The organism is Levilactobacillus humaensis (assembly GCF_024345185.1).
GTDB lineage: Bacteria > Bacillota > Bacilli > Lactobacillales > Lactobacillaceae > Levilactobacillus > Levilactobacillus humaensis.
Window position 1 is genome coordinate 1 of sequence record NZ_BROB01000020.1, and the last position, 14818, is coordinate 14818.

Annotated in this window: 12 protein-coding genes; 9 read left to right on the forward strand and 3 right to left on the reverse strand. The window is 48.5% G+C overall.

What is annotated here, in order from left to right; translation table 11 throughout:
- Positions 1-125 precede the first annotated feature (125 nt).
- Positions 126-1514, forward strand: coding sequence for a hypothetical protein (locus OCU14_RS07615; protein ID WP_261810503.1), 1389 nt, complete (start codon positions 126-128; stop codon positions 1512-1514).
- A gap of 232 nt (positions 1515-1746) precedes the next feature.
- Here the strand turns inward: OCU14_RS07615 and OCU14_RS07620 are convergent, their stop codons facing one another.
- Positions 1747-2400: a hypothetical protein gene (locus OCU14_RS07620; RefSeq protein WP_261810504.1), complete on the reverse strand. Its 654-nt coding sequence runs from the start codon at positions 2398-2400 to the stop codon at positions 1747-1749.
- Positions 2401-2701: 301 nt separating this feature from the next.
- On the opposite strand from OCU14_RS07620, the gene OCU14_RS07625 reads away from it, so the two are divergent.
- Both OCU14_RS07625 and OCU14_RS07630 read left to right on the forward strand, forming a co-directional pair.
- The gene (locus OCU14_RS07625; RefSeq protein WP_261810505.1) at positions 2702-3502 is read left to right on the forward strand and encodes a hypothetical protein; all 801 of its coding nucleotides are present in this window, start codon (positions 2702-2704) and stop codon (positions 3500-3502) included.
- 223 nt (positions 3503-3725) lie between these two features.
- Complete coding sequence (locus tag OCU14_RS07630) at positions 3726-4112, forward strand: MarR family winged helix-turn-helix transcriptional regulator (protein WP_057877394.1); 387 nt, start codon at positions 3726-3728, stop codon at positions 4110-4112.
- Positions 4113-4743: 631 nt separating this feature from the next.
- Here the strand turns inward: OCU14_RS07630 and OCU14_RS07635 are convergent.
- Positions 4744-5007 (reverse strand): hypothetical protein, encoded by a 264-nt coding sequence (locus OCU14_RS07635; protein WP_261810506.1) that lies wholly within the window; start codon positions 5005-5007, stop codon positions 4744-4746.
- Positions 5008-5143: 136 nt separating this feature from the next.
- On the reverse strand, positions 5144-5752 hold the full coding sequence (locus tag OCU14_RS07640; protein WP_261810507.1) for a hypothetical protein: 609 nt from the start codon (positions 5750-5752) through the stop codon (positions 5144-5146).
- 444 nt (positions 5753-6196) lie between these two features.
- On the opposite strand from OCU14_RS07640, the gene OCU14_RS07645 reads away from it, so the two are divergent.
- The 6 genes from OCU14_RS07645 (at position 6197) to rihC (ending at position 14576) form a co-directional block, all read left to right on the forward strand.
- On the forward strand, positions 6197-6463 hold the full coding sequence (locus OCU14_RS07645) for a hypothetical protein (protein WP_057877397.1): 267 nt from the start codon (positions 6197-6199) through the stop codon (positions 6461-6463).
- A 415-nt stretch (positions 6464-6878) separates the two neighbouring features.
- On the forward strand, positions 6879-7520 hold the full coding sequence (locus tag OCU14_RS07650) for an SDR family oxidoreductase (protein WP_261810508.1): 642 nt from the start codon (positions 6879-6881) through the stop codon (positions 7518-7520).
- A gap of 2121 nt (positions 7521-9641) precedes the next feature.
- Positions 9642-10466, forward strand: a complete 825-nt coding sequence (locus OCU14_RS07655; RefSeq protein ID WP_261810509.1) for an alkaline phosphatase family protein — start codon at positions 9642-9644, stop codon at positions 10464-10466.
- Positions 10467-10759: 293 nt separating this feature from the next.
- Positions 10760-12013 (forward strand): NupC/NupG family nucleoside CNT transporter, encoded by a 1254-nt coding sequence (locus OCU14_RS07660; RefSeq protein WP_261810510.1) that lies wholly within the window; start codon positions 10760-10762, stop codon positions 12011-12013.
- A gap of 253 nt (positions 12014-12266) precedes the next feature.
- Positions 12267-13580 carry an NCS2 family permease gene (locus tag OCU14_RS07665; protein WP_261810511.1) on the forward strand — a complete coding sequence of 438 codons (1314 nt, stop codon included), beginning with the start codon at positions 12267-12269 and terminating at the stop codon, positions 13578-13580.
- Between the two features lie 81 nt (positions 13581-13661).
- Complete coding sequence (gene rihC, locus OCU14_RS07670; RefSeq protein ID WP_057877402.1) at positions 13662-14576, forward strand: ribonucleoside hydrolase RihC; 915 nt, start codon at positions 13662-13664, stop codon at positions 14574-14576.
- Positions 14577-14818: the final 242 nt, after the last annotated feature.

Genomic DNA, 14818 nt, shown 5'->3' on the forward strand with positions numbered 1-14818 from the left:
TGGCGTACACCATTAGAGGTCTTCTGGGAACAGATGAGGTTCTAATAAGTGTTCGGATAATTCTTGCAATCTCCCGTATACTGGATAGCGGTAACAAATTACTTAATTCCAGAGGAGATATACACATGCAATCACGTTTAACCAAGTCATTGTTTCTTGGTTTAGCTGTATTGAGTTTAGGTGCCGTTTCAGCAACGACCGCTCAAGCTGCTTCCAAGACCAAGGTAACGTCTACGTCTAACCTGAGCTACTCAGGTTCAAAGCGTAACGTTCAAGCAAATGGTAAGAATGCTTTATACACCAAGCCAGGTGTTGTAAAGGGTGCCAAGAAGGTTCTTTCTAAGACTTCTATGAAGAAGTTCGGGACTTCCAAGAAGTCCAAGCAATACTTCCGCGCCTACAAGATGGCTAAGACCAACAAGGGCACTTACTACTACAAGGTTGTTTCCATGGACGGTAAGTACCGTGGTTACGTTTACGGCGGTAAGAAGAAGGGGACTTTCGCCGGCGGTATCAAGAAGTCTTACACGACGAAGACCGCTGACATGCCTTCAACGACGACGATGTATTTCGCTAAGCCAGGTACTAAGAATGTTACTTGGTCAGCTCCTCGTTACACCCAATACGGTGCTTCTGCTAAGGTTAGCGACACGACACCATACGCTACCGATGAATTAACGGTAACTAAGGCTGTTAAGAAGTCTCGTGAAGGAACACTTTACTACTACGTTAAGGACGCTAAGAACCCTTCAGTAGACGGTTACATCTATTACAAGGCTTTGACGGCTACTAAGCCAAGCACTGTCTTCAATGACAAGACTGACGTTAAGGTTAACTTCAAGACGATCGATGGTACTGACGTTAAGTCAACGACCTTGACTGGCTTGAAGGACGCTAAGGGTGTTGTTTCTACCGCTACTGGTACCGACGTTTCTACTGATGCTAAGTCAAAGATTACGCCAGATTTAGCCAAAGCTACTTTGGCGGGTACTGGTTACACGTACACTGCTACCGATACGATGAATGCTAATGCCTTAGCTGGTAGCATCAAGACTGGTGACACGGTTACCTTATATGTGGTTAAGAACCAAAACGCTGACACTAAGATCAACTTCTACGCATACAATGGCCAAGTTGACGGTTCTAAGAAATTAACTGCCTTTGCTGATGGGGATACTGCCACAGCAATGACTGTTGTTTTCCCAGCATTAGCTAACCACTTCACTGGTACCGCAGATACTGCCTTCACTGCTAGTGATGTTGAAGCTTACTTAACTACTAACAACTTGAAGACACTCTACACGCCTTCATACACTGTTAACAACAAGCAAACTTACACTCGATACGACCTTTACAATTCAGCTGATGGCTTCTACAGCACCACTGATAATGCTAAGGCATTTTACAAGGCAACGACTGTAACTGGTGAAAAGTCACCTGCTGACAAAGCAGATACTACTACCACCACTGCTACTACAACCACTCCAGTAAAAGACACTAGCTACGTTGGCTAATACTAACTAAATCTAGTCTCAAATACCCTCACCGAATTTTTCGGTGAGGGTATTTTGTACATATTCTGTTTTGTCTCGGAAGAGATATGACTTTAGAAAGCGGGATAGAAAGTTGTCAATTTTAGTCGGAAATCCATCAAAATATGAGCCTAATTATTTATTAATATATAAATAATCGGGACGCTAACCACCCAAAAACGATTTTAATCCCCTTAAAATCGTGTCTAAGCCTCTACGCTCGAGACGCTGGTAAGTTCTCCTGATAATCGGCTAACTGCTGGGAGATCGCCTGATAGAGGTCAGGAGCCATCAAGAAGGGGGTGAGGTCGTCCGTGTGCAGGCGTTCCTTGAGCTCGGTAATGACTTTGGTTGGTGTTGGTATCCGCGCGGCCTCAATTTGCCAGTAGATGATGGGGGCGACGCCATAGCGTTGGCTGGCGGCGGGGATCGACGCGCCGTCGAATGCTTTACGCAAGACCCGCAGAATATCGGCATAGCTATTGCGGTCAGCCTTATCGGTCATGCTGACGATCCCGTAGCTTTGGGAGAATGCCGTGGTGTCGGGCCAGTCGATCTCTTCGCCCAGGTCTGTGTTCCGAAGTTCCTTGTTTTTACGTAGGCCTTCTTTGAAGAGCGTGGTGGTCAGGTCTGGGTCCACCTGGTATTCGTCGAGCAGGTCAAGGGTGAGGCCGTAAGTCAATAGAATTAGCGCGAGGCGATTCAGGCCGGGCCGGGGGAGTTTATCGTCCTCGAGGGCTTGCAGGTACCATTCGGGGATGTCGAGGTTACGGGCGACAAAGAACACGGGAACCCCATCTCCGGGAATCAGACGAATCAAGGTCAACACTTTTCCTAGTGAATTCACGATGTCTTGTGGTTCTTGCATGATAGCCAATCCCTCCAGTTTTGCCGAGTATACCAGGAGAATGCGAGAGTTGGGTGAAGATTAGGTGAGAAAACGGATTTAAATTGTATAAAATAGATTATAGTTCGTGTATAACCCGCATAATAATTACCGGTAGACATCGTTTAGACCGCTTTGTGTCAGTTATTACGCTGATGTTTCTTTTTTATACAAGCTGAGTATATTTCTTGCTATCATTCGTGTTTCATGCCATTATGTACGTGGGTAGGGACCAACCCTGGTAAAGCATTTAAGAAGCCAAAATGACCATTGGAGCATGCTATTGAAGAGTTCAACTCTTAGTCACATCAAGGGTCTTCGGCCCGAGATGAAAGAACAGATTCAAGAAACTGGCGTCCTGGATTTTACCAAGTTAAGACTTGAAGATGTGGTTGATGAGTACCCCGGCACCAATAGTGATTTTGATTGGCCCAACATTGTCTTTATCAAGAACATGAGTACCACGCGGCAACAGCGCCAAGCCATCGTCTGGGTTAATGACCATATCTTTAGAACGGATATGAATCCAACCAAGGTGATTAACAAGGGACGCGCGGCTGCCGGGCATATGAAGCTTGATATGGCCATTGCGGCGAAGAAATACCACTTGACGCAACCCTACCCAGTCGTTGTCGGCCGTTTCCTAATGGTCCCAACCGACAAACCTCAAAAGGGGGGTCATCATAGCTGGATCAATGGCCACTTCGTTGACGAGATTAATTCATTTGGCGTCAAAGGGAAGGTCAAGATCCAGTTAAAGAATGGAATGGAGATGATTGTTTGCGATACCAAAGACAGACTGTGGACGCATATCAACGAGGCCCGGGACCTGTTCAAGGCCCAGTCACGCAGACAAGACTTCGCCGACAACCAGCATCATAACGACAAGCAGTTCGACTATGTCATGACTTCCGAGGAAGTCATAGCGGATCGCCTGGAAGAACATGTTGGGTTAGCCAAGGGTCTTTTGTCTAAGGTTGGCCTGGTTTTTCCAGACGAAGAGGTTGAAGAACTGGTGCGTCAAGTTCTCGATGGGGATACCCGCAGATACAGGTACGAGGATGAGCGCGACGTGGCGGAATAACAGGGTTCAGCGACACTGACAATGCCGGTCATATTAGTTTGGTAATAAAGAAATTTGGCTAAGATGTGATTTGTTTATAATATAGTCAGTTATCTATGGTAGGATGTTTAGGGGCGGTAACTTTAAGGGATTATGCTTTTTACCCATGAATCGCCAACTACCTATGACTATGTTAAGGACTACCGGTGCGGCATATCACCGGGTCACGAGGAGGAAGAGCATCATGATGGAAGCCAACAAGTTGGCCGTGGACGTCGACCGGATTCACCAATTGAATTCGCTTCTGCGTCCCTTTATCAAGCGACCGAGCAGTGGAGATGCAATTACGTTTGAACAGTACCGGATTTTACATGAACTCGCGACGGAAAAGATCAGCACCAGCGAACTTTCCCGGCGGTTGAACGTCGGCCAATCAATGGTTTCAATTCAGATTAGCCGGTTGTTAAATGGTGGGTTCATTCAGGATGAAACGTTGCCAACCGATCGCCGCTACCATGTTTTTCAAATCACGGCCAGAGGTCGGAAGGTTGAAGAACACGTTAGTGATGTGCTGGTCGAAGAACTCCCAGAGCTCATGCGACAGATCGCTGGCGTTATTGACGCCGAATAAACCACTCAAAAAATACTCTGTTCCGCGCAGAGGGAGGTGCCGTTGCTGACACCTCTTTTATTTTGGTCTTGAATATGGTCGCCTGCGGCTGACAGGGATTCCGCCTGCTGTGGGGACGCTTCAGCCCCTTGGGCTTCTCGCTCGATTTGAAGCCCCGCAAGGGGTGTGGGTCTTCAAAGTCGCCCATGCTGTAAGACCGGGAAAAACCTAGCGCCCGGCCTAACGCAATCGTCACGGCCGGCTCCATCCCTGTCCTCCTCCGGCTAAGATTGCTCGCGACCAAGACAAAGTGTAGGTGTCATCAAGCCACAGAAATGTCGGACACGTTGCGTGGTGTTATTGAAACGAGTGAAGTGAGTTGCCAGGCTGTGCTCACTATCAGCCGTGAGGGGACCGGCTAGGGGGCTCAGCGGTGTCGTTGTTGTTAGTGGGGGTGAATTTCCACCACTTACAACAAGGCCGGCTTGCGAGACCGCCCTTTGGCTCGGAAACGTGCCCACTGCGTTCCAGCCCCCTAGCTGGTCCCCGGTAAGGCGGAATCGGTGCGCATCGTTGGCAGTTTCCGTTCTAAGCCAAAAAGAGCATACGAAAAAGGGAACGTGGCCGACGTCACATTCCCTTGTCTAACGTGCTATTCTGCTGCTTCTAAAGGTTCGTCTTCCTCAGGTTCATCCATTGGATTACCCTCAGCGTCGACCAATTGAAGTTCTGCTTGGCGAATCACAACGAGATCACCGAAGGAGTCGATTTTGTCGGTTTCTTTCTTTGACAGTTGGTCTGGTTCAACCTTAACTATCGCAGAGTGTTCATACATCTTGGTAATGGTGCCGTAGAATGAATCTGAGAAGAGCTCGGTCTTTTCACAAAAGACGCGATCGTTTTCATGTAATGCCACAGCAATCGTCCCCCTTAAAAGTAATTTATAAAAGGATAAGGGTTACGGGACTAAAAGTCAAGACCTTTTGAAGAAAAAGTTTCAAAAACTGAATTATTTAGAGCCTTATTTAGTATGCTAATGATTGAGCAAGAGCCTAGTGCCGCAGTTGATCGATGCGTTCTTGCGTGGCCAAAGCATTCAATAGTTCGGTTTGTTTGGCAACCTGGGCGGTGAAGTCCGTTAGGAAGGACAATTCGAGGTCACCTAAGGGCCGCTGTTGTTGGGCGGCATCTAGCAAGGCGTCGACCTGGCTGTGAAGGGCCTGATTGGTTGCCAGAAGGTCTCTGAAGGCGCTGGTGCCACTGAGGCCCGCGGTAGCTGGTGCCACGGTCCGAGTGACCTGCTGGGGCGTCGTAGTGGGTCGCGAGGCCTTAGGCTGGCTCGTCGCGACCTTGACGACGGGGCTGACCGTTGGGGCTGGCGTGGTGTCGGGTTCGCCATCGAAATAGTAGAAGACCTGACGCGGCTTGCGGGCGGCCTTCTTGAGCCGAGGATCGACGGAAGGGGCCGCGGAGACGGCACCCATGACCGCGGAGTTGGCGTAGCCGAGGGCAACTAGTTTTTGTCGTAGACTGACCGCTCTAATCCCGCGAATCCCGGGGAACTTTTCCTGGGAGACGACTTCCGTTTCTGCTGGATCTTGAAGCCAGCTGATAATCTGTTGGCGAATCTTTGCCGCCTGACTGTTTTTCGTGTTTGCCATTGTAGGGCCTCCATGCGTGTATTTATTATAAATAGTATAGTCTTAATTGGGCGAATCTGCTGGCGGGCCGAGAGCCGTCGCCGAGCGCTATTCATTATTGAAACATGTTTGCCCCACGCAGACAAGGGCCAGCTAAAATGAGAGGGCGATTGGGATTTCGCTCCTGACTGATCTTTTCAGGGTAAGTATGGTACAATCGAAGTACATAGAGGAATTATCTGGTGATGCCAAGCGTGTTCGACGTTTGGTAGGGCTGGCATCACTGTGTACCCGGAGGTCGATCGAAGATTGCTGCTGGGCCGTGGTTGCCACCAGTCGCGCCACGGAGCTCCCCCACCGATTGACCACGTGTTGATAGCGGGAGGGGGTACCTGAGCACGACCCTTCCTTTTTTATTTTCTGCCAAAATCGGATAATTTCCAATCAATTTAGGAGTGAACAATTTTGCACATTTTTAGAGATGAAAACGGGATTCGTCTGGTCGTTTCCCATCAGACCGGTCACTACGCTGCCCACTTTGCGACTTACGCCCCTGAACAGGAATTTATTAATTACACTTTGGAACGGGATAAGCACGGCCGTTATCATCTGAGCATTGATAAAACCAATTTAGTTGAGCTCGACTCACCAGTCTTCAAGAAGGAACTGGTTTTCGGTGACTTGGGTGACAGCTTAACGCCACTTCAAGGCGTTACGTTAATGTTAATCTAAGCGGAAGCGCTACGGCTTTGGTCGCAGCGCTTTTTTTCATTCTGCGGGTCTGGTGGCTCCGGTCTTCCGGGTAGCTCCTGAGAGGGCTGGAACGCCATGGGCGCGTCCGGAAGCCGAAGAGCGGTCTACCGGACCGGCCTTATTGTAGGCTAGCAAAGGACGCCAGCCTACAATAACGACATGGCTGAGCCCTCTCAGAAGCTACCCTCCAGGCCTGCGCCGTACAGACGATCAAGAAAACCGCGTAATTGTGGTTGTTAATTCGCGTGATATAAAGAATTTTATACCACGGCGTCAATTGGGGCCGTGGCGGTTCGGCCATTTTGGTCAGGAAGCCTTGAAACGTCTGGCTTGCTTAATGTAACTACGAGTATTACAGTATAACCATAAACTAAAAAGAAACGAGGGTCTTCATATGACAAATGTCTTAATCTTAGGTGCCAACGGTCGCATTGCCCAGTTGGCTACCGAACAATTATTAGCCAATGATCGGAATCACTTAACGCTGTTCCTGCGTAACGCCAGCCGTTTGGCCGACGCCGCTGGTAGTCGGGTTAAGGTGGTTGATGGGGACGCCGACAACGAAGCCGACCTGAAGGCTGCCATGGCCGACACCGACATCGTTTACGCCAACTTAGCCGGCGACAACATCGAAGACCAAGCCAAGACAGTTGTGGCGGCGATGGATGCCACCAATGTTAAGCGCTTGATCTGGATCTCCACGCTGGGGATTTACGATGAAGTGCCTGGCAAGTATGGTGAGTTCAACCACAAGATGCTAGATGGCGGTTACCTCGAAACGTACAGTGCCGCTGCCAAGGTTATCGAAGGATCCGACCTGGACTACACGATTATCCGGCCAGCTTGGTTGAGCAACCGCGATGAGATTGACTACGAAACCACTCAGAAGGGCGAACCTTTCAAGGGTACCGAAGTTTCACGGAAGAGTATTGCGGCTCTGGTTACCCAGCTGGTGGCCGATCCAACGCAAGCCATTCACGCTTCTCTTGGGGTGAACAAGCCCAACACCGATGGCGACAAGCCTGTTTGGTACTAAACTAGTTAATTTAGAAGCTCGTCTTTTGACGGGCTTTTTGAATTAGTTAAAAAATAATTTCTTCCTATAAACACCTGTTTACCGGCGTTCGTTCGGCTAGAGCGGAAAAGATCGGGTCAAAAAGAGTGCAAAAGGCGTCAATTCGCGGTATAACTATGGTGTGCGCTGAGTATGGCGCACAAGCCAGAGACTTGTTTTTTACTTAACTTGGAATCAATTTACTAAGCTATTCTGTGAAACTTTTCCTCCAAACAAGAACCCATGGATTTGCCTGGAATTGATTCATATGTTGTGTAACACCGTTGGCGGTCATGACCCGCTGGCGGTGCTTTTTTGTACTCGGGTCTGCGGGCCTTCCGGGAGGATGTTGTGCGGGCTGGAACGTGGTGGACACGGTTTTGAGCCAAAGAGCGGTCTCAAAATCCGGTCTTAGTCTAACCGGAGAAAATCCCTCCGCTAAGACTAAGTTCACCACTGAGCCCGCACAACACCCTCCCTCCAGGCTGAGAAGACTAGTTCTGAAGCATCAGCGGGTGCGGGTCAGACAATCTTGATGGTCTAATAGGATTTTCCAAGCAGATTCATAAAAATTTTGCCATCTAAATTAACGGATCCAACCGGGGAATTTTGACGCCCACCTAAATTAAGATTGGGTAGCCAATTTCATACCTGGAGCGGTCCACTGAAATTGTCTTGTCAACAAGCTTCTAACGCCGGTATGACGGCGTTTGCAGGTGAGCAATAAACTTGACTTTTTGGGGCTAAACTTGGTCAAAAATAAATTTGAAATTTATTGTTATTTTTGTTGTAAACGCTTACAACACGTGATACTATAAAGGTGCGGAAAGGAATTAAGAGTTGTGAGATTCAGTTTTTCAGATTCAAATCTAGTTGGTAACTGCTTCAAGAAACCGATTTCCGTTTTGACGCGAGACAGGTTTTACGATTCAGGATCCCGCACCATTGAAAAAAAGTTTTTGACAACTCCGATAACCCTTCTAAAGAACTCTAGTAGCTTCAGGTACCAGGTTACAGTTTCATCAACAACTTAATATCTGCTTTAAGCTTAGCGCTTGACGTAAGCGTGGATGTTTCCAAAGATTAGACGACAGTTCCAGAGTTTCACTAGAGCTCCTATGTTACGGTGACAGAGGTCATGCAAGGATTTCAACAAGAATCGATATAGCGTGTTCTGTTAGGGTAATGAAGGCATTAAGAAAATTGATTCAAGCTGAGACGATAGCCAGAAATTAAATAATATGAGAACGGCTGTGACAGCTCAGTTGGAAAAATATAGTTATGAGGCGATTAAGAATTAAATTGATTACGAAACGGGAATTTAGTAGTAATCACAACCTCCTTTCCGTGAGTTAGCGGACTTCAAGTCATCTCCATTTCAAACTTGAAGTTCGTTTTTTTATGCACTTTTTTGGCTTTCTAAAATTTTGTTTTTCCGACGCCACGGCCCGTGTGATCCCTTAATGACGTGGGTTGGTCATCGTAAGGGTCGCAACAGTCCGCTCTATCCGTTGGTTATAGGAGGACCTATTCTTTAGACGATCCATTACCGGTGTGAATTGATTGGGAATTGGTATAAATAAGATTCCCACGACAGCGGGTGAAGCTCGGATAGCGCGGGGGAGAATCGGCTAGTAGGCCGTTTCACTTCGCTGGCCGGTAGCGAGCGAGGGAAGGTCCCAGCCCACCATCTATCTGGGTAATTGCGGCGTCCCTAGACCAATTGGAACCGCTTACCAATTGTATCAGTTTTGTTCGGCTATTCTTCAGCCAATTCTTATTGTTCAGTTATCCACCACCTGACCGGTTTATCGGTCGAAATTAACCCGATCCCGGCAGTTAGGTAAATGAAATCGCCATTATAAATGTATAAATGTAACGTAAACCGTTTAACGAAAAAGAAAACGTTTTCGCCAATATCTGTGATCTGCCGCGATTCTTAGAGTCGCAAGGATCGTTAAGGGGCGTAATGTTCGGAAATGGGTTTCTCAGAAATTATGCAATCAGCCATTTACAGGCGGCGATGGAAACGGTATATTATTACTAGACCGAAATTTTGCCAACGTCGTTTTTGACGGGGTGGTTACGAAGGAGTGAGCAACGGTGGCTTTTCATCGCATCTTTGTTATTGATTTTGCCGGCTTAGGCTTAGGCGAAGCCCCCGACGCTAACCGCTTTCAATCCGTTGGCGCAGATACAATTGGACATGTGGCGGCTAGTTGGTCGGGTAAACTAAATCTTCCAACATTACAGCGCTTGGGCCTCGGAAACATTCGGGTTGACCATCCGCTACCGGGCGTCCCACCTATCGAACATCCCGACGGCTTCTTTGGCCGCCTGCACATGGCCGCCAGTGATAACGGGCGGGCCACGGGCTTACGGGAGATGTGGGACTACACCGGGGAGACCCGGACCCGCAGCGTGTTCGATACATTACCGGTGGCAGGTTATCCCGTAACTGTTGCCGGCCCTTTCCTTAGCTACCTGCAAACGCAGGATACCGTTGAACGGTTCCAGATCGGCAGTAATCAGGATGCCTTCCGCGTCCTCTACGACCAGCTCTACCGACCAGCCTCTGGGGTGGCCACGGTGATGCTTCCGGAATTTCGTTTCGCGGGTGAGGAAGGGAACGTTGGGGAGTTTGGGAAGGCGTTGATGAACGCGGACCACTACCTGGCGCAGGTCATGAATGACATGGGGGCTAACGACCTCCTCATCCTGACCGCCACGCACGCCGGAGACCCGACCATGCCAGGTAAGCCGACTCGCGAGTACCTGCCATTGATGGCCTATTCGCCATCTCGGCCCAGCGCCCATGCCTTGGGTATTCGCCGGACCTTAGCGGATGTTGGGGCCACGGTGCTTGAGAACTTCGGCCTGGCGCGTAACGCCGCCGGACATAGCTTTATGAATGAATTAACGCAATAATAAAACGCAGCACGTTAAACTAGCACCATGAAAGGAGGTGAGGGGCACAGCATCGCAGGAACATTTTCGACCAACCAAGGGTCGTGTAGATCGTCAGAAGAAGATTCATCAATTATTCAAGTCCCTTCGCAGGGACCTATTCACCAATTCTCTGACGAATACGATCCGGGCGTCGACACCGCGATGAACGTTTCAACAACTGTGGTACATAGAGATTCTTAGGGACCACTTAACGGTTTGTTTAAAACTGACGGGTCGTCGGTTAAAAAATTCGGAAAGAGGTATTTCGACCAATGATTTTTATTAACATGTTAGGGGTACTTGTTTACCTCGCCATTGCGTTCTTGTTCTCGAAGAACAAGAAAAAGATCAACTGGAAGTCAACTGTTATTGTTTTGGTATTGAACCTTGTCTTAGCTTGGTTCTTCACTAGTTTCCAAATCGGACAAGACATCGTTAAGGGTGCCGCCGATGGTTTCAACTGGTTAGTCCAAGTTGCCTACCAAGGGATTGTCTTCGCCTTACCTAACTGGGTAACGCCACAATTCGGTGGGACTGCTAAGTCCATGAACTTCATTACCAGTTCACTCTTACCAATCCTGTTGGTTGTTCCAATGTTCGATATCTTGACTTACATCGGGGTATTACCTTGGATCATCAAGTGGGTCGGCCGTGGCTTATCCTTCATCACTGGCCAACCTAAGTTCGAATCATTCTTCTCTGTTGAAATGATGTTCTTAGGGAACACTGAAGCCCTCGCCGTTTCTCAATTACAATTAAAGACGATGCGTAAGGAACGTAACTTAACCCTTGCCATGATGTCCATGTCATGTATCACGGCTTCCATCTTGGGTGCATATACCCAAATGGTTCCAGGTCAATTCGTTTTGACGGCCGTTCCAATTAACATCTTGAACGCCATCATCGTCACGAACATCTTGAACCCTGTCGAAGTAACACCTGAAGAAGACACGATCGCTAAGATCGGTGGCTCCAGCGTTGCTGCTGAAGAGGGAGAAGTTGAAGACGACGGCAAGAAGGAACCATTCTTCTCATTCTTGGGTGACTCTATCATGGGTGCCGGCCGTCTGATCTTAATCATCGCTGGTAACGTTATTGCCTTCGTTGCCTTAGCTGCTTTGATTGACAAGTTACTTGGCTTGATTAGCCCAGTATTATCCCTGGAACACATCTTAGGGGTAATCATGTTCCCATTTGCATGGTTAATGGGTCTGGACGTTCACGATGCCTTCGGTTTTGCGCAATACATGGGGACGAAGTTAGTGACTAACGAATTCGTTGTCATGGGTAAGATTGCTGGTACTATCAACACGAACGCCTTCTCACCTCACTACCGTGCCATCTTGACTGTCTTCTTGACTTCATTCGCTAACTTCTCAACTACTGGGATGATTATCGGTTGTTTCAAGGGGATTGTTGACCGCGAAAACAACGAACTTATCTCCAGAAACGTTGGTTACATGCTTCTTTCCGGGATTCTGGTTTCCTTACTTTCAGCCGGTATGGTTGGATTATTCGTTTGGTAAACCCGATTCAAATAGCTTAACGTTTTAAAATTGATAGCCCAGGGCCATTGGCTTCTGGGCTATCTGTGTCAGCGAATCTAGGTTATACTAGAAGGACAGCGACAAAACGGGACTTTCCCGGGATGTCTGTCCGGGTGCCGACCTTCCATGCGGGAGTGAAACCCAGCCGAGTGGGTGAAAGCATTCGGTTGCAATGCCCGATAAAAGTACGTACGTCGGGTAATGACGTATTGAAAGATAGGAAATTAATCTAATGGATAAGCAACAAGCGCAAGCCGACTTAGCGAACGAGATGACGTTACGCGAAGCCTTGCGAAACAAGGATGTCGTCCGTAACGAAATAATCGCGGGGATCACGGGCTTCTTCGCCATCTCCTACATCATTATCGTTAATCCGCTGATTCTTAAGGATGCCGGGATCCCTACGGATCTCAGTGTCTTCGCGACCATCTTCTCCTCGGTGATTGGGTGTCTGGTCATGGCCTTCTGGGCCAATGCACCAATCATTCTGACACCGGGGATGGGGGTCAATGCCTTCTTTACCTACACCATCGTGGTGAACATGGGTCTGAGTTGGCAAGAAGCCCTCGGGATCGCGGCCGTTGCGAGTTTCGTCTACATGCTAATCGCCTTTACGAAGGTGGCGACGATTCTTTCGACGGCGATACCCGAATCGTTGAAGAGCGGGATTACCGCGGGGATTGGTCTGTTCCTAGTCGAGATTGGCTTGGAAAAGGCGGGTCTCATCGTGGCGGGTAAGTCGTCTCTGATTGTGTTGGGAGATCTCACCAAGCCCACACCACTCCTGGCCTTGTTCGGGTTGGTGTTGAGTCTGGTCCTCTACATCCGTAAGGTGAAGGGGAACTTCTTCATCGCAATCATTGCGACCAGCCTGTTAGCCTTCTTCTTCGGCGTTAAGGACAGTGACACGCCCAAGGTTGACTTGGCGCGGTTGGGTCAGTATCACGAGATTTTATTTAAAAATGACTTCTCGCACTGGCTCAGCACGCCGTTCATCCTGGCGGCCTTCTCGATGACCATGATTCTGGTCTTCGAGTCGATGGGGCTCTTACAGGGCCTCCTACCCAACCAAAAGAAGTTCAAGAAGACCTTCGAGGGTAGCGCTGTTACCACCTTCTTCTCCGGCTTCCTGGGCACTAGCCCAACCGTTGCCGCCGCAGAAAGTGCCTCGGGTATCGAGAGTGGGGGTCGAACCGGCCTGATGGCCTTAGTGGCCGCGGTCATGTTTGGCCTCTCACTCATCTTTGTTCCGCTGTTGGCCTATGTGCCTTCCGCGGCGATTGCGCCAGTGATTGTGATTACCGGTGCGATCATGATGGCTGCCATCGGGAACATTAAGATGACAGACTTCTCCGAATGGTTCCCAGCCTTTCTAATTATTGTGCTGATTCCATTTACCAATAGTATTTCAACCGGATTAGCCTTCGGGTTTGTGTGTTATCCGGTGATGAAGCTGGCGTTGGGTCAAGGCAAGAGCCTGACCTGGCCAGTGTACCTCTTGGGTGGGTTATTCCTACTCGACCTGGTATTTAGTGCCCTGTTGTAATGACAGGGTTTTACTCAAGGGTTAAACGTAAGCGGTTTCGGCCGCTGTTAAAAACCAAATTTTCATTGGGAGGAAATAATGATGACTACAAAGATTATTATGGATACTGACCCAGGAATTGATGATGCTGCTGCCTTAACGATGGCGATCAACGACCCAAGCATTGACTTGAAGCTGATCACGACTGTTGCAGGTAACGTCACTGTCGACAAGACCACCATCAACGCTCAAAAGATTGTGCGTTTCTTCAATGCGAACATCCCAGTTGCTGCCGGTGCCGAACAACCACTCTTCAAGGACTTTGAAGATGCTGCTCGGATTCACGGTGAATCAGGGATGCCTGGTTACGACTTCCCAACCGACCTGCCTAAGCCATTAGACAAGACGGCCGTCGAAGCTCTCCATGATGAAATCATGGCTAGTGACGAACCAATTACCTTGGTTCCAACTGGCTCATACACCAACATTGCTTTACTCTTCTCTGAATACCCAGAAGTTAAGAGCCACATCGAACGGATCGTGGCCATGGGTGGTGCCTTAGGTAAGGGTAACATGACGAGTGCTGCTGAATTCAACGTCTTCACCGACCCAGATGCAGCCGCTATCGTTTACAAGTCTGGTATTCCAATCGTTATGGTTGGCCTGGACATTACCATGAAGGCCCTCTTAACTCACGACAGCATCGAAGAATTACCAAAGATTAGTGAAACTGGTAAGATGTTGCATGACATTATCATCAATGATGGTGATAACAACAGCAACGGGATTGCGATGCACGATGTGAACACGATCTTCTACCTGCTTCACCCAGAAGCAATTACTACTGAAGACATGTGGATCGACGTGGTTACCACTGGCGCTGCCATTGGTGAAACTGTCGGTGACATCCGGGGTGCTTACCATGATGGCAAGACCAATGCCAAGGTTTCCGTTGACATTGATGCCGCTGCCTTCAACAAGTGGTTCCTCGAAGAAGTTCGCGCTATTAAGAACTAGTCTTCGTTACTTACAGAATTCTGAAGAGTCCGGGAGAAATCCTGGGCTCTTTTTCTGTGGGATGAAGGCTCGAGACACAAACTTTACGGAAACAGGTAGGCATTCTAAAGAGAAATAACACTTGCGTCCTGTAATATTAAGTTGTGTTTAGATATGGTAGCCTAGAATTCTTCTTTGAGGAGAATGCCATATCTAAAACATAGGCGCATTAGCTAGGCGCTGAAAGGCCAATTCATTTGCGA